Below are 16114 nucleotides of genomic sequence, written 5' to 3' on the forward strand. Positions count from 1 at the left end.
ATCCCATTGCCGCATCCCTGTTGCTTTCAATCCGGCCCGGGAGGAGTAAATCATGCTACTGGATCACGCCAACCAAACTTTCGATCAGTGCATCAAATGCACCGTCTGTACCGCCTACTGCCCGGTGGCCAAGGCCAACCCCGCCTACCCCGGCCCCAAACAGGCGGGCCCGGATGGAGAGCGGCTGCGGATCAAGAGCCCGGAGCTGTTTGACAGCGCCCTCAAGCACTGTACCAACTGCAAGCGCTGTGAAGTGGCCTGCCCGAGCGGGGTGCGCATCGGCGACATCATCGCCAAAGCCAAAGACAAATACAGCGGCTTCAAACCGGGGATCCGCGAATTCGTGCTATCCCACACCGATCTGATGGGCAGCATGTCTACCCTGATGGCCCCGGTGGTCAACTTCACCACCGGCCTCAAGCCGATGAAGCTGGTGCTGGACAAGGCGCTGGGGGTCTCCTCCCACCGCGACCTGCCCAAATACTCCCAGGGCACCTTCCGCGGCTGGTACAAAAAGCAGAAGGCCACCCAGGCCAGTTATGAGCGCCAAATAGCCTACTTCCACGGCTGCTACGTCAACTACAACCACCCGCTGCTTGGCAAGGAGCTGGTACAGGTGCTCAACGCCATGAACATCGGCGTGCAGTTGCTGGAGCGGGAAAAATGCTGCGGCGTGCCGCTGATTGCCAACGGCTTCATGGACAAGGCCAAACAGCAGGCGGCGTTCAATATCAAGCAGCTGGAGAACACCCTACTCGGCAACGAGATGCCGCTGCTGGCCACCTCCTCCACCTGCGGCTTTACCCTGCGCGACGAGTACCCCCACCTGCTGGAGCAGGACAACCACAAGGTGCGGGATCGCATCTCGCTGGTGACCCGCTTCCTGTGGAACGAGTTCTACAAGGGCAACAAACCGGCCATGAAACCGCTCAATCTGCACATCGCCTACCACACCCCCTGCCACATGGAGAAGATGGGCGGCGTCATCTACACCCTCGAATTGCTGCGCGCCATTCCCGGGGTCAAGGTGACCGTGCTGGAGTCCCAGTGCTGCGGCATCGCCGGCACCTACGGCTTCAAGTCCGAAAACTACGAAACCAGCCAGACCATCGGCGAAGGGCTGTTTGATCAAATCAACCGCCTCTCCCCCGATCTGGTGATCACCGATTGCGAGACCTGCAAATGGCAGATCGAGATGAGCACGGCATTTCGCTGCGAACATCCCATCCACCTGCTGGCCCAAGCGCTCGCGTGAGATATGAGTACCTTGCGCAATGGCGCAAGGAAACACCGTCATAACAGCGTTGTGGCCTATGGCCTGCACAGTGTCTAGTCCTGAAATAGGTTTACACATTTTCAACTAGCATTTCTCTACTCAGAACCCCCTATGTACCGCATCGGGGGTTCTGTATTTCAACGCATGATGCGGCCGCTCCGCGTTGTAAATATCCACCGCTTCACGCACCATTTCCCGCGCTTGCGTCAAATCCTGCGGGCTTTGCAACAATAACTCTCCTTTCAAAATCCCGTTCACCCGCTCCGCCAACGCATTCTGGTAACAGTCATACCCATCCGTCATCGAACATTTCACCCCGTACCGTTCATGTAATGGCTGATACAGCCCAGAGCAATACTGCACGCCGCGGTCCGAGTGATGGATGAGTTCACCGTCGCCACGCCGTTGCTTCAGTGCTTTCTTGAACGCCATCGCCACCGACTCGGCATGCATTCCTTCGTGTACGTGATGGCCTACTATCTTGCGTGAGTAGGCATCCGTCACCAGGCTCAGGTACAGCGGCCCGCTCCTGGCTGGCAGATAGGTGATATCAGCGACCCAGACCTGCTCCGGGGCCACCGGCGTGACCTGCTCTGGCCCCGCCTTGAGCAAGTTCGGATGACGGTAGAAACGGTGAAAACTGTGGGTGGTCTTGTGATACGCCCGTCTGGGCGGCACCAGCAGGCGGTGCTCGGCCAATATCCGAAACAGTCTGTCACGCCCTACCTTGAGCCCACCATCATCCTGACCCTGCAGCAGATAATGCAGCTTGCGAGTGCCTACCCGAGGTTGTCGTAGTCGAACCTGACGCACAAAGCGCACCACCTGCAATCCCTGTGCATGGCGCTCATCGGCGACCCAATTGCGCTTGTAGTAAGCCTGCCGGCTTATCCCCAGAAACAGGCAAGCCCTGACAATGGTCAGCCTCTCGACTTGCCGCTGCGAGAGGACTTGCCGGGTCGCTTTTTTACGATGGAGACGCCGTAGTCATTCTTCAGTACATCGACGACGGCCTCAAAGAACTGGGCCTTCTGGCTCATCAGCGCCAGCTGTTGCTCGAATTCCTTGATGCGCTGTTCGGGCGTCTGGTTGTCGGGGTCAGGCATGGTGATGCTCCTGCCGGCACGTACAGAAGCCCCCTGGCTCCAATCTTGCCGACCATGTTTACGCAACCATGCCAGAACGGTGGAGCGGCCCTGAATGCCATAACGCACCTGAGCCTGTTTGTAGGTGAGCTCGCCTTTTTCAATCTGCTCGACCAGTGCCAGTTTAAAAGTCAGCGAGTAATCGCGCAGTGTCCGTTTCACACCTTGTCCCATCGGGTTCTCCATTTATTGGGGGGAAAGGTGTAAACCATATTCAGGACGGGACACAGATAATATAAGAGCCCCTCTTTGCACAAGAGGGGCTCTTATATTGGCGTCGACATCAACGCGCGAAAGGGCGTTATCGTACCGATGTGGGCCGTGAGCCAGACATGATGAACTAGGCATGATGGTGACACCACATCCTGGCACTGGCCTTTTTGCGGTAAAAAGAAAAAGCCCCATGAAGTTCATGGGGCTTTCACTTTCAATATGGCGGTGAGGGGAGACCGCCTGAATTAAGTCCAGTAAAAGCCAGCCACATCCAGCGCACCCGATGTTCCCACTTCCTGTTTTTACGATTATCTGGCTCGCAGGCAAGTGATTAACCGTGAGCGCATGCAACAGCGCAGTGAGTTGCACCGGTTGTTCAAAGCGAGCCGCGGCGCGGCAGGCAGCCGCACCTTGATGTCGATGATGCGGGAGTTGGAGTATCAAATTGGCCGATTCAAAGTACGTAACCTGATGAAGGAAGCCGAGCTGGCATCCAAACAGCTGGGCGCACACCGTTATAAGGTTGTCCAATCTGAACGACCGGATATTCTCAATCTGCTGGCCCGCGAATTTGATGTTCCGCAACCCAATCAGGTGTGGTGTGGCGATATCACCTGTCAACGCCGACCGAAAACTGATCCACTCTGGCTAATTTCGCCGATTGAAAAGTGATCCACCCGGACATGGGATTAATTGGTTTTGGGTGTGGCCCCCGCTTTGCGTTTCTCTTTCAAACGATAGCTTTCACCGCTGATCTGAACGATGTGTGCATGATGTAACAGCCTATCGAGCATAGCTGCCGTCAGTGTCTGATCATCGGCAAAGGTGCTGGCCCACTGGCTAAAGGGCAGATTGCTCGTCAAGATCAGGCTCCCTTTCTCATAACGTTTGGCGATCACATTGAAAAACAGGTTTGCTTCCTCACGCCCAAACGGCAAGTAGCCTATCTCATCGATCACCAGTAAACGCGGCCCCATCACGACACGGCTGAAGTAGGCATTAAGCCGCTCCTGTCGTTGAGCTGCTTGCAGCTGCAACATCAGGTCTGCTGCGCTGATAAATCTGGTCTTGATGCCAGCCATCAGAGCCCGATAGGCCAGTGCGATGGCAAGATGCGTCTTGCCCACTCCGCTTGGGCCCAGCAGTACTATGTTTTCGCTACGCTCGATAAAGGCCAGACTGGCCAACTCCTGCAACTGGCTGCGAGGTGCGCCACTGGCAAAGCCGAAGTCGTACTGCTCCAGCGTTTTGACCACGGGTAAAGTGGCCAGTTTGAGCAAGGTCTGGCGGGTGCGCTCGGTCCTCAAGGTCTGCTCTGCGTGCAGCAACCACTCCAGATAATCGGCGAAGCTCGCCTCCTCGTTGGCCGCCTTCTGAGCTAGTGCTGACCACTGGGCAGCAATCCCTTTCAAGCGCAGCGCCTGACTCAGGGCTATCAGGCGTTCATGCTGCAAGTTCATACGTTCACCTCCAGCAGGTCTTGGTATACCGATAGCGGATGCTGCAAGCTCTCCAGCGGCATGGGGCGCGCAGTGGCCGTGGTGCCGGGACCAACGGGTAGCGCCTGTGGCAGGGGTAGAAAATGAGGCAGCTCTTGTTGCAATCGGATAGCCGGGACTTCACCGGTAGTGCCATGGCTACGCTGGTTGGCGATATCTTGCAACCAGGGGCCGATATGGGCATTGGCGGTTGACACATCTAGCGCCAGTCCTGCCTGCTTGAGGATGGCTGCCAGTGGTGTGACAAAACTGCGCTTGAGGTAGCCGTTGAAGCGCTCGACCTGGCCTTTGGTCTGGGCCCGGTAGGGACGGCAGACGCGAGGGCGAAAACCGTACTCTTCGGCCAAGGCGAGCAGGGCCGGGTGCCAACGATGGTCACCTTCACCATAGGCATCCCGCTCGCGGATGATGGTGCTGGCATTATCAAATAGCACCTCCTGCGGGACCCCACCGAAGAAATGACAAGCCTCACGCAGTCCGGTCAACCAGGCATCATTACGTTCGTGATCGAAGAAACGGACATAGCTGGCGCGGCTAAATCCCAGGGTAGCAACAAAGGCCTTTAGAGGCCGATTGCCGCGGCGGATAATGGTGAAATCGACCTGCATCTGTTTACCGGGGGCCGTTTCAAAACGGACGACGGTGCCAGAGGCGTCATGGCGCAGAGGAGATAACCAGGCCTTGAGCTGGGACACCCACAATTGCTGGGCGATAGCCCGGATGCTCATGCCCTGACGGGCCAACACTCTGATTTCCACTGATAACACCTGGGTCAACATGGGCGTGGCTCAAAAGCCACGATCTTGGCCCAGGTGGGTCAACTTTACTCCGGCGTTAGTGGGTCATTGTTACATCGGCGGTGACATCTAAAAATCGGCGGTGACATCTAAAAAAGGCTACGGCTCTCTTGATGACGGACGAGTTCACACGTACGCGCTGATAGACCGATTAAGAGAGCAAGCCCCCATCACCCTGGTCTGCTGCGCTTTCGATGTTCCAACATCCTGTTTTTACGACTATCTGGCTCGCAAGCGGACGATTAACCGTGAGCGGATACAGCAACACAGCGAGTTGCGCCGGTTGTTCAAAGAGAGCAGGAGCTCGGCAGGCAGCCGCACCTTGATGTCGATGATGCGGGAGCTGGGGTATCAAATTGGCCGATTCAAAGTACGTAACCTGATGAAGGAAGCCGGGCTGGCATCCAAGCAGCCGGGCGCACACCGTTATAAGGTGGCACGGTCTGAACGACCGGATATTCCCAATCTGCTAGCCCGTGAATTTGATGTTCCGCAACCCAATCAGGTGTGGTGTGGCGATATCACCTACGTCTGGGTCGGTGGTCGTTGGCATTACCTGGCCGCAGTACTCGACCTGCATACCCGACGGGTCGTGGGCTGGGCGATGTCTGACAAACCTGATGCAGAATTGGCAATCAAAGCACTGGATATGGCCTATCAGCAGCGGGGCTGCCCATCCGGTGTGCTGTTTCACTCCGACCAGGGCAGCCAATACGGCAGTCGGGCATTTCGGCAACGACTGTGGCGTTATCGCATGACCCAGAGTATGAGTCGGCGTGGGAACTGCTGAGATAACGCCCCGATGGAGCGGGTGTTCAGAAGCCTGAAGTCAGAGTGGCTCCCGGCGACGGGATACATGAGGCTACGGGAAGCAAAGCAGGATATCAGTTATTACCTGATGGATTACTACAACTGGCAGCGTCCACATCAACACAATGACGGGATACCGCCAGCAAAAGTCGAAGAACGGCCTAACCAAGTGTCCGGATTTAGTTGACCACTACAATAAAACCACATGTCACATTTTCAGGCAGAAGTCAGCGCAAACCAGACTGTCGCCCACCACCACACGACTCTTTCCGCCCAATAAACCACCACCTGCACGGCTCGCCCTTCGTTCTGCCTGCGCTATGGTTTACCATGCGAACAATTGTGGTGCATGGCACCGCCCACCCAGGCGCATAGTGCCGCCGTCATCGGACCCCCTCTCGAGCAACATGAGCAAAACAGCACACGCGGGCAGCGAGCCAACTTTTTTCTTCCACGATTACGAAACCTTCGGCATCAGTCCCGCCAAAGACAGGCCGTCGCAGTTTGCCGGTATTCGTACCGATGCGGATTTCAACATCATTGGCGAGCCGTTAGTTGTCTATTGCAAGCCGCCAGCGGACTATCTGCCGGACCCGGAGGCGTGCCTCATTACCGGCATCACGCCACAAAAGGCGATGAAGGACGGGCTGTGCGAGGCGGATTTCATTCGCCAGATCCACGAGCAGTTCGCCACGGCGAATACCTGCGTGCTGGGCTATAACAGCATCCGCTTCGATGATGAAGTGACCCGCTATACCCTCTATCGCAACTTCTATGACCCCTATGCTTACAGCTGGCAGAATGGCAACTCCCGCTGGGACATTCTCGACATGCTGCGAGCCTGCTACGCCCTGCGCCCGGAAGGAATAGAGTGGGCATTTGATGAGGAGGGCAAGCCAAGTTTCCGACTGGAGAAACTGACGGTCGCCAACGGTGTGGCCCACGCCAATGCCCACGATGCGCTCTCAGACGTGCTGGCCACCATCGAAATGGCCAAGCTGGTGAAAAAAGCCCAGCCCAAGCTGTTTGGTTATCTCTTTGATCTGCGCAACAAAAACAAGGTGAAGGCGCTCATCGACGTGGTGACCATGAAGCCGCTGGTACACGTCTCCGGCATGTTCTCCCCGTGGCAGGGGTGCGTGAGTTGGGTATCGCCGCTCGCCTGGCATCCCACCAACCAGAATGCGGTGATCATGGTGGATCTGACCCGTGACCCCACCCCGCTTATCGAGCTCACCAGCGAGGAGATCCGCGAGCGTCTCTATACCAAAAAAGAGGATCTGGGGGAGCTGGCGGGCATTCCGGTCAAACTGGTGCACATCAACAAGTGTCCGGTGCTGGCGCCAGCCGCCACCCTGACGCCGGAGCGGGCCGACCAGCTTGGCATCGATAGGGAGCAGTGCCGTAAGAGCCTGGATCTGCTGCGCGCCCATCCAGAGGTGCGGGAAAAACTGGTAGAGGTGTTCAATCAGGAGTTTGCCGGCAGCAATGACGGCGACCCCGATACCCAGCTCTACGCCGGATTCTTTGGCCACGGCGACAAGTCCACCATGGATCTGGTGCGTGCCACCCCCGCGGATCTGCTGGGTGAACGGGAGTTCGCCTTTACCGACGCCCGGCTGCCGGAGATGCTGTTCCGCTACCGCGCCCGCAACTGGCCACACACCATGAGCGAAGCAGAGCAGAAGCGCTGGCGCCTGCACTGCAGCGACTACTTCAGCCGCCGTCTGCCGGACTACGTGCCCCGTCTCGAGGCACTGGCCGAGCAGAACCAGAGTAACGAACGGAACTTTGCGATTCTAAAGAGTCTCTACCACTATCTGGAAGATTTATGAGTTGTGAGTAGTTTCACAATAAATCCTTCCCGCCCATCCCCTTCTTCAGGTCATAATGAAGAAGGGGATTTCCCCAAAAACCAATATCTTGCAACATCCTGAGCGGATGTCTCCCAAGCAAGAGATCTCTTTGGCCGAACGGAAGCCATTTGCTGATGCCTCGTCACCACGCACTGCTCGGATTACTGGCCCTGCTGCCGCTGGCAGCCAACGCCGCATACCGGTTCGATGTGCCGGATTATCTTGCTCGCCTGCCCGAGCAGACCTATCGCATCGTAGAACAGAACTTCAATTCCCTTTATCAGCAGACTGATTTCACTCCCCTGATCACCAACAGCTACTTCAACGGCTCCCATCTCTACAAGTTTGTCGGGGTACCGCTGGCCATCAGCGCCCAGTCAGGTTTCCAGCTGGAGGTGTTTGGTCAGGTCTATAACCGCGCTTCGCAAGCCTATATGCACCTGAGCGAGGATATGTCCCTCTATCGGGTGATGCGGGTCGATCTAATGGGGAACCCCAATGATCAGCTAGCTATCGGTTTTGGTCTGGGGGTGCCCATCACCCCGTTGCTAACCCTCAAGGCGATCGCCTCCGGCAGTGATATCCCGGGCTATGGCTCTGCCAAATACGCCGTTGGTTTTGAGTGGCGTTACTGAAAAACGTGACTGATAACCGCTAATTGAAACAATTCAGGCTCCGTGATGGAGCCTGAATTGTATGTGGTGAGGCTGTGATCAGGTGTAGCGGATCACCCGCCCCTCGCCCCCTTGCAGGGTCACGGTTGTGCCGACTGCCTGCCCCTGCCAAAAATCGGTTCCCCCTTCCGGCAGCAGAAACTCCTGTGGTTGCCCCTCCCAGTTGAACAGGCAGAGCAGAGTGCCGCCCTCGGGCAGGCTTACTTCGCCGCAGGCAAAGTCCATCGACTCGAAACGGGCAGAGGGTGCCCGGGCGGCGCAGAGCGCCAGCAACTTGCGCAGTTGCGCCGCCTGCTCCTCATCGAGATCTTGCAGCCGATCACCGGTCAGCATCATGCCACCGCTCGCCACCAGTGCAGCCAGATGGAAACTGTATTCAGCTTTACTTGCCTGCTGGCTCGGTAGATCCCGCAGGCAGATGCAGTCGGGGTCGAGGGCCCAGAGCTTGTCGTTTTGCCAGGCGCGGCAGAAGGCTTCGCGAGCAATCTGGCGATAGCGGTGGCCGTTGCGCTCCACATCATCACTCACCCGCATGCCGTGCACCAGGCCAAGGCTTGGCCAGATGGGGGCGTTGCAACCGAGCAGGAAACCGCCCTCCCCTGCGCCGCGCAAGATGGCAGCCATGCCGCGTCGATAGGCCTCAACCCGGGTGGCTGCCGGATCGTGGAAACGACCACCGTGGATGGCGCCCCAGAAGTTGGCATCAAGCTTGAAGTAGTGGATGCCCCACTGCTCGCGCAGGGTACGGAACACCCGCTCGAGGTGCGCTTGCACCTCGGGGTGGGTACCGTCCAGCACATACCAGGGGGTACAGCGCCAGCCGCCATAGGTCACCCGCTCGGAGGGGAGCGGCAGTCCGTCATCCCCCTTCACAAACCAGTCGGGGTGCTCCTGAAACACCTGTGAACCGGGTTCGGCAATAAAAGGGGCGACCCAGAGAGCGGGCTCGCAGCCAGCCTGTTTGATCTCCGCAGCCAATGAAGCAACACCTTGCTCGAACTTGGCCGACGGGGTAAGCCAGTCGCCCATTTTGGCCTGATAGCCGTCGTCGATCTGCACATAGTGCAAGGCCGGGAAGCGCTCGGCACGCACCTGCAGATTTTCGCGAATATCGGCGGCACTTACCTCGGCGTAGTAGTGATACCAGGAGCACCAGCCGCTCGGGCGATCACTCACCTTACCGATCAGCGAGCCATGCTCGGCCTCGATCAGCCGTGCCAGCTCGGCCAGCAGATCCTCGCGCTCCGCCCCTTCGAGGCAGATCAGCGCCTCGCTCTGCCAGTGCTCACCGGCCGCGAGTTCCCGCCCTTCGCAATTCATCAGGATCTGCAAGCGACCATCGGGGTAGAGGCGAAACTCCCCGCCAAAACGGTGGCAGCTGGCAAAGGCGAGCAGCAGCCACCCCTTGCCATGCTCCACCAGCAACAGGTTGTGAATGGTGTGGTAGCCATTGTCATCGGTGATGCGATAGACGCTGGCATCGGGGCAACGGCCGACATGTTGCGGTGATTGCCAGCTACCCATGGTCTGGGCCAGCATCTGGAATCCTTCGCCATAGATGGCGCTCTCGACCGGCAGGCCAAGCTTGCCGTCAAACAGCACCCAGCGGTCAACCGAGGTGGCATCTTCGCTGGTGTTGTCGAGCCGCACCCGGCACAGAGGCCCTTCCCACTGACGGGTTTGCAGCAGATGGGATGGCAACGCATTATCGTTCGCCAGCTGGCGAACTCGGGACAAGAGGGATGTCATTACTACTCCTTGTAGTTCGAAAAGGGTGCTATCAGACAATGTTCAAAAGATTGTTCAACAGATCATCGCCATACAAATCAGCTTCAAACGAACTGATTTCAGTTGTTATTGTTTTAATGCCGCGACCCGGCCTCTCTGGTAAACTGCATTTTTCTTCACAGTCGATGGGGCTCACGTGATCGCGCAACGTGCCTTGCTGTTCCTTCGTGACTTTATGGTCATCGTCGCCTGCCTGCTGGCAGGCAAAACCGTGGCAGCCATCCTGCCGTTTGCCTTTCCCGGCAGCATCATCGGCATGCTGCTGCTGTTTGTGCTGCTCTCGCTGCAACTGATAAAGCTGCACTGGGTCGAGCAGGGAGCAGGCTTGCTGCTGCGCCACATGGGCGTTTTGTTCGTTCCGGTTGCGGTCGGACTGGTGGCCTGGCTTGAGCCCCTGCGCCAATCCTTCGGCGTCATCATGCTCTGCATCGTGCTCGGGATCGTACTGATCCTCGCCACCGTCGGTCGGCTCTACCAGAGGATGAACAAATGATCTTCTGGCTAGCGATCCCTCTGACCCTGGCGCTCTATTTCGCCACCCGCGCCCTCTATCGCCGCCTGCCCTGGCCCATCATCAATCCGGTGCTGGTGCCGACCGCGGTGATCATCGGCCTGCTGCTCTGGTTTGCTCTGCCCCTTGAGCAGTACGAGCGCGGCAGCAGCCCCATTACCATGCTGCTGGAGCCCGCCGTAGTGGCGCTGGCGCTGCCGCTCTATCAGCAGGCACGCCAGATCCAGGCCAAACTCAAGCCCATCCTAATCTGTACCCTCGCCTCCGTCTTGATCTCGGTGTGCACAACCCTGCTGATCGGTCATTTTATGGGCACAGATCCGGCGCTGCTGGCATCACTCGCCACCAAATCCATCACCACCCCGCTCGCCATGAGCGTCAGCCAGTCCATCGGCGGCATTCCCGCCATCGCGGCCGCCGTGGTGGTGGTGGTGGGGATTGTCGGTGCCCTGATCGGCTACCCGCTGCTCAAACTGCTGAAAGTGACCGATCCGGAAGCCCAAGGGCTCGCCATGGGGGCCTGTGCCCACGCCATCGGCACCGCCACCTCCGCCGAGAAGGGGATCACCCAGGGGGCCTTTGCATCGCTGGCCATGGTGGTGTGCGGGATCCTCACCGCTGCCGTCGCCCCCCTGCTGTTTGCCATCTATCACTGGCTGATCTGACTACCCATTGACCACCTATTGACCACCCCGAGAGGCCTGCAGGCCTCTCGGGGTGCGACCTGCCGCACAATTTGCACAAGACAAACGTTTCCATTACCATCAGCCTCCGTTTGCCCGTCAGGGCGTGAGCCTGCTCACATATTTACCCGAGCTTGCTCCCTACAATGGCCGCCCAATTGGCCTTTGAGGACACACTATGCATCCCCGTTTTGCCAAGCCATTCGATACCCTCTCTGCTCCGCTCAAAGCAGCCGTGCAGCCCATGCTGGATAGTGCCGACTTCAACGCCCGCTTCACCCCGGAGCAAGTCGCCACCCTGAAAGCCGCCACAGGCCTCGATGAGCGCGCTCTGCGCCTCGCCCTGTTGCCGCTGGCTGCCGCCTGCTCGGTGGCGCCCATCTCCAAATTTTATGTCGGTGCCATCGCCTGCGGCCTGAGCGGCAGCTGGTACTTCGGCGCCAACATGGAATTTGCGGGGCAAGGGCTGTTCCACTCGGTCCATGCCGAGCAGTCTGCCATCTCCAACGCCTGGCTGGGCGGCGAGACCGGGATCAGTGAGATCACCGTCAACTACACCCCCTGTGGCCACTGCCGTCAGTTTATGAATGAGCTGAGCACCGCCAAGATCCTCAAAGTTTCTCTGCCCGATGACTTGAGCACCCTGCACTCTTTCCTGCCCCACTCGTTCGGCCCGGCGGATCTCGACATCACAGATGCGCTGATGAGCCCGCAGGATCACGTCGAGCTAACGCTTGAAAGCGAAGACCCGCTGTGGCAAGCCGCGCTGGCTGCCGCCCGTCAAAGCTATGCCCCTTACAGCCAGGACTATGCCGCTGTGGCGCTGCAGTTTGCCGATGGCCGTATCTTCTCGGGTCGCTACGCCGAGAACGCCGCCTTCAACCCCAGCCTGCCGCCGATGCAGATGGCCTGTGCCCACGCGGTATTGGGCGGTGAAGATCTCGCCACCATCAACCGCGCAGTGCTGCTGGAGAGCAAAAACGGCCAGATCAGCCAGCGTGACTCCGCCCAGTCCACCCTCAAGGCGCTGGGCTCCGTCGAGCTGGAGTATCAGGCGGTCTAACCCCTGCTCCGCCTCGATAAACAAAAAGCCCCCGCACCTTGGTGCGGGGGCTTTTTTACTGGGCGGTTTAACCGGGAGCGGCCCTTGATCTTCACGGCTTGGCGCGGTTGATCACCCCTTCAAACCAGTTGCTGATCAAACCGGCTTGAGCCGTGCGGTGAAGTGGCGCAGTAGCGGCGGCTCGTAGTCAAAGGTAAGCCCGCGAATGTCGCTGGCACGCGCTTTCACCGCGATCAGGCAGTCGGCCACGTAGTCCATGTGATCCCGGGTGTAGACCCGGCGCGGAATGGTGAGGCGCAGCAGCTCAAAGTCCGCCGCCTCCTGCTTGCCGGTGGCGGGATCGCGCCCCAGCAGCAGGGAGCCGATCTCCACCCCGCGCACGCCCCCTTCCAGATAGAGTTCGCAGGCCAGCGCATGGGCCGGAAACTGCTCGGCAGGAATATGGGGCAGCAGCTTTTTGGCATCGACAAAGACCGCATGGCCGCCAGTGGGGGTCTGGATGGGGATACCAGCCTCGGCCAGCCGCTCGCCGAGATAAGCCACCTGACTGATGCGATAGGTCAGATACTCCTCGTCCATCCCCTCCCGCAGGCCGATGGCGAGCGCCGCCATGTCCCGCCCGGCTAGGCCGCCATAGGTGACGAACCCTTCCATCGCCACGCAGCGCACCTGCACCGCGCGGAACAGGTCGAGATCTTCCTTGAAACAGCAAAGACCGCCGATATTGACCAGCCCATCCTTCTTGGCCGACATGGTGAAGATGTCCCCCAGCGCAAACATTTGGCGCACTATCTCCCCGATGCTGTGCTTGGCATAAGCCAGGTCCCGCGCCTTGATAAACCAGGCGTTCTCGGCAAAGCGGGCGGCATCGATCACCACCGGAATATGGTGGCGACGAGCCAGCTCGGAGACCGCCTGCATATTGGCCATGGAGACCGGCTGGCCACCGGCGCTGTTGCAGGTAATCGTGATAATGACACCGGCCACGTTGTCGGCCCCCAGGGTCTCGATGGTGTCGGTCAGGCGGCCGAGATCAAAATCCCCCTTCCAGGCATAAGGGGCGGTGGTATCGAGGGCCTTCGGGGTAAGCAGGTTGATGGCCCGCGCCCCGGCCAACTCCACATGGGCCTTGGTGGTGTCGAAGTGGTAGTTGGAGATAAAGACCGGCGCCTTGCCCTTGCAGCGCTTGACCAGCTCGGGGAAGAGGATCTGCTCGGCCCCGCGCCCCTGGTGGGTGGGCATCACATGCTGATAGCCGAAAATCTCACGCACTGCGCGCTCCAGCTCGACGAAGTTGCGGCTGCCCGCATAGGCCTCATCCCCCATCATGATGCCGGCCCACTGCCGATCGGACATGGCACCGGTGCCGCTGTCGGTCAGCAGATCGATATAGACATCTTCGGCCAGCAGCAGGAAGGGGTTCCAGCCCGCGGCCTCAAGGGCGACGCGGCGCTCGGCGCCAGTAGTCTGTTTGATGGGTTCAACCATCTTGATACGAAACGGCTCGGGTATACGACGCATATAAGACTCCTCACCGGCGCAGGGCCAGTGCTCGTGAAAAATGGACAGGTAACGGGACCGGGGCGATCAGGGTCGTCCGGCTGGTTTTCTCGAGTGGCGGATGCCGCCTTTCAGCGGTGAGGAAAGTCGAAGGTGAGAATGGGATCTCGGGTATACCAGTGGGCGAGCAGGCAAGCTGCCCGGGGCGTAGCTGTCATAATTGGCATCACTCCCCTCCATGTCGGTTGTAAAAAGAAGTTGGTTACCAAAAAAATGATTGCGCTGCCAACTGGCAGCTTCGCCACGTTAACGGTGGTGGTTCGGCGACACAAGGGGCATACCGGCTAGCTGTGCGCCTGCTCACAAAGTACACATCTGCGCGGCAAACCGGCAGTGATGTTGATCCGCCCGCGCCTCCTGTTCGTTATCTTACCCAAGGCCGGAAGCCATCATGCATCGCAAACCTCATCTGCCCGAGAAGACCTGCCCCGTCTGCCAGCGCCCCTTCAGCTGGCGGAGTAAATGGGCACACTGCTGGGAGGAGGTTCGCTACTGCAGCGAGCGTTGTCGCCACGCTCGTCACCGCAGCCATCAACATAATGGGGAGCAAGCCTGATGGAGCTGCGCCTTGTGCTCGGCGATCAGCTGAACGCCGGTCACAGCTGGTTTAGCACCCCGGTTCCGGCAGTCTGCTATGTGATGGCGGAGCTGCGTCAGGAGACCGACTACTGCCGTCACCATCGTCAGAAGGTGCTGGCCTTCTTTGCCGCCATGCGCGCCTTCGCCGCCGCCCTCACCAAGGCGGGCCATAACGTCTGTTACTTGACCCTTGATGAGAGCGCCCGCTGGCCCGACTTGCCCACTTTGCTGGAGGCCCAGCTTATCGCCCATCAGGCCAGCAGCTTTGCCTGGCAGAGCCCAGATGAGTGGCGTCTTGCCAGCCAGTTGAAAAGCTGGGCAGCGGGCCTGGCCATGCCAACCACTGAGGTGGAGAGCGAACATTTTCTCACTCCCCGCGATGGTTGGCAGCGCTACCCCCACAGCCGGATGGAGTTTTTCTACCGCGCCCTGCGCAAGCAATACAAGGTGTTGCTGGATGAGGACGGCAAACCCCTTGGCGGGCGCTGGAATTTTGATGATGAGAATCGCGCCAAACTGCCGGAGCGTCAGCCCATTCCCGCCCCCCTGCTTTTTGCCAACGAGGTACAAGACATTGACGCCATGCTGACCCGTCACGGGGTCAAGACGCTGGGGAGCGCCGATGCCAGCAAACTGCCGTGGCCCATCAGCCGGCGCCAGAGCCGCGACTTGCTGGAGCACTTTCTGGCGCACTGCCTGCCGCACTTTGGCCGCTATCAGGATGCCCTGAGCGAGCGGGGCTGGAGCTTGTTTCACAGCCGTCTGTCGTTTTCCCTCAACAGCAAGATGCTTCATCCGCTTGAGGTGATTCGGACCGCCGAATCCCACTGGCAGGCCAATCAGGCCACCATCACATTGGCGCAGGTAGAGGGGTTTATTCGCCAGATCCTCGGCTGGCGCGAGTTTGTCCGCGCCCTCTACTGGGAGAAGATGCCCGACTACAAGCAGGCCAATTTTCTCGAGGCCAACCGGCCGCTGCCCGGTTTCTTCTGGAGCGGCGAAACCAGGATGGCCTGCGTGCGCCACGCCATTCGCCAGTCTCTTGAGCACGGTTACGCCCACCATATCCAGCGGCTGATGGTGACCGGCAACTTTGCCCTGCTGGCGGGGATCCATCCTGACGAGGTGGATGCCTGGTATCTTGGCATCTATGTGGATGCCATCGAGTGGGTGGAGCTGCCCAACACCCGCGGCATGAGCCAGTTTGCCGATGGCGGCCTGATGGGCAGCAAACCCTACGTCAGCAGCGGCGCTTATCTCGAGCGGATGGGCCACTACTGCAAAGGGTGTCACTATCAGGTCAAGGCCCGCAGCGGTGAGGGGAGTTGCCCGTTCAACAGCCTCTACTGGCACTTTTTATGGCGCAATCGGGATAAACTTGGCAGCAATCCCCGCCTCGCCCTGCCCTATGCCAATTGGGATGGGCAACCCGAGCCACAACAACAAGCCATATTGGCCAGCGCAGAACACCATTTGATCCACCTTGAGCAGCTTTAGGCGCATTCATATCCCCCTCATTGACGCTATGGATAACACAGCGACGACCTGTTTGCGGCGCCGTGGCAATCAGCCATCAACTCACGGAAGGGTTTTGCGATCAGACAGTATGTGCATGGGGCACCGAAGCGCCCCATGCAACACACCACGTAAAGTCGGCCTC

General features: G+C 59.0%; 13 protein-coding genes and 2 pseudogenes. 10 read left to right on the forward strand and 5 right to left on the reverse strand.

What is annotated here, in order from left to right:
• Nucleotides 1-52 precede the first annotated feature (52 nt).
• A complete protein-coding gene (gene glpC / locus CK911_RS07405) occupies nt 53-1255 on the forward strand; it encodes an anaerobic glycerol-3-phosphate dehydrogenase subunit GlpC (protein WP_098969493.1) in 1203 nt (400 codons plus the stop codon).
• A gap of 120 nt (nt 1256-1375) precedes the next feature.
• Here the strand turns inward: glpC and CK911_RS07410 are convergent.
• Nucleotides 1376-2595, reverse strand: a protein-coding gene (locus CK911_RS07410) for an IS3 family transposase (protein WP_098969494.1) whose coding sequence is annotated in 2 segments (ribosomal slippage) — nt 1376-2247 and nt 2247-2595 — 1221 coding nt in all. Because the reading frame shifts where the segments join, the coding sequence is not laid out codon by codon here.
• A 315-nt stretch (nt 2596-2910) separates the two neighbouring features.
• On the opposite strand from CK911_RS07410, the pseudogene CK911_RS07415 reads away from it, so the two are divergent.
• Nucleotides 2911-3249, forward strand: a pseudogene (locus CK911_RS07415) (IS3 family transposase); the annotation flags it as partial.
• Nucleotides 3250-3323: 74 nt separating this feature from the next.
• On the opposite strand, the gene istB reads toward CK911_RS07415, so the two are convergent.
• Both istB and istA read right to left on the reverse strand, forming a co-directional pair.
• Entirely contained in the window at nt 3324-4094 is a 771-nt protein-coding gene (gene istB, locus CK911_RS07420; protein ID WP_098969495.1) for an IS21-like element ISAeme17 family helper ATPase IstB, read from the reverse strand.
• Entirely contained in the window at nt 4091-4912 is an 822-nt protein-coding gene (gene istA / locus CK911_RS07425; protein ID WP_098969496.1) for an IS21 family transposase, read from the reverse strand. Before istA ends, istB begins: the two co-directional genes overlap by 4 nt.
• Before the next feature lie 109 nt (nt 4913-5021).
• Here istA and CK911_RS07430 point away from each other — a divergent pair.
• The 3 genes and pseudogenes from CK911_RS07430 to CK911_RS07440 form a co-directional block, all read left to right on the forward strand.
• Nucleotides 5022-5927 (forward strand): annotated as a pseudogene (locus CK911_RS07430) (IS3 family transposase); the annotation flags it as partial.
• Nucleotides 5928-6147: 220 nt separating this feature from the next.
• Nucleotides 6148-7575: an exodeoxyribonuclease I gene (gene sbcB, locus CK911_RS07435; protein ID WP_098969497.1), complete on the forward strand. Its 1428-nt coding sequence runs from the start codon at nt 6148-6150 to the stop codon at nt 7573-7575.
• Between the two features lie 155 nt (nt 7576-7730).
• Nucleotides 7731-8231, forward strand: a complete 501-nt coding sequence (locus CK911_RS07440) for a hypothetical protein (protein ID WP_005333277.1) — start codon at nt 7731-7733, stop codon at nt 8229-8231.
• 78 nt (nt 8232-8309) lie between these two features.
• On the opposite strand, the gene CK911_RS07445 is transcribed toward CK911_RS07440, so the two are convergent.
• Nucleotides 8310-10019, reverse strand: a complete 1710-nt coding sequence (locus CK911_RS07445) for an alpha-galactosidase (protein WP_098969498.1) — start codon at nt 10017-10019, stop codon at nt 8310-8312.
• Nucleotides 10020-10194: 175 nt separating this feature from the next.
• On the opposite strand from CK911_RS07445, the gene CK911_RS07450 reads away from it, so the two are divergent.
• The 3 genes from CK911_RS07450 (at nt 10195) to cdd (ending at nt 12315) form a co-directional block, all read left to right on the forward strand.
• A complete protein-coding gene (locus CK911_RS07450; RefSeq protein WP_098969499.1) occupies nt 10195-10551 on the forward strand; it encodes a CidA/LrgA family protein in 357 nt (118 codons plus the stop codon).
• On the forward strand, nt 10548-11234 hold the full coding sequence (locus CK911_RS07455; protein WP_098969500.1) for an LrgB family protein: 687 nt from the start codon (nt 10548-10550) through the stop codon (nt 11232-11234). Before CK911_RS07450 ends, CK911_RS07455 begins: the two co-directional genes overlap by 4 nt.
• Before the next feature lie 196 nt (nt 11235-11430).
• Nucleotides 11431-12315, forward strand: a complete 885-nt coding sequence (gene cdd / locus CK911_RS07460) for a cytidine deaminase (RefSeq protein WP_098969501.1) — start codon at nt 11431-11433, stop codon at nt 12313-12315.
• 135 nt (nt 12316-12450) lie between these two features.
• On the opposite strand, the gene CK911_RS07465 is transcribed toward cdd, so the two are convergent.
• Nucleotides 12451-13836: a tryptophanase gene (locus CK911_RS07465; RefSeq protein ID WP_098969502.1), complete on the reverse strand. Its 1386-nt coding sequence runs from the start codon at nt 13834-13836 to the stop codon at nt 12451-12453.
• Nucleotides 13837-14266: 430 nt separating this feature from the next.
• Here CK911_RS07465 and CK911_RS07470 point away from each other — a divergent pair, with 430 nt between their 5' ends.
• Both CK911_RS07470 and CK911_RS07475 read left to right on the forward strand, forming a co-directional pair.
• Nucleotides 14267-14431: a DUF2256 domain-containing protein gene (locus CK911_RS07470; protein WP_082186846.1), complete on the forward strand. Its 165-nt coding sequence runs from the start codon at nt 14267-14269 to the stop codon at nt 14429-14431.
• Nucleotides 14431-15951, forward strand: coding sequence for a cryptochrome/photolyase family protein (locus tag CK911_RS07475; RefSeq protein ID WP_098969503.1), 1521 nt, complete (start codon nt 14431-14433; stop codon nt 15949-15951). The genes CK911_RS07470 and CK911_RS07475 overlap by 1 nt, the downstream gene beginning before the upstream one ends.
• Nucleotides 15952-16114 lie beyond the last annotated feature (163 nt).

Origin of the sequence: Aeromonas sp. CU5, from assembly GCF_002586745.1 — a bacterium.
Classification (GTDB): Bacteria; Pseudomonadota; Gammaproteobacteria; order Enterobacterales; family Aeromonadaceae; genus Aeromonas; species Aeromonas sobria.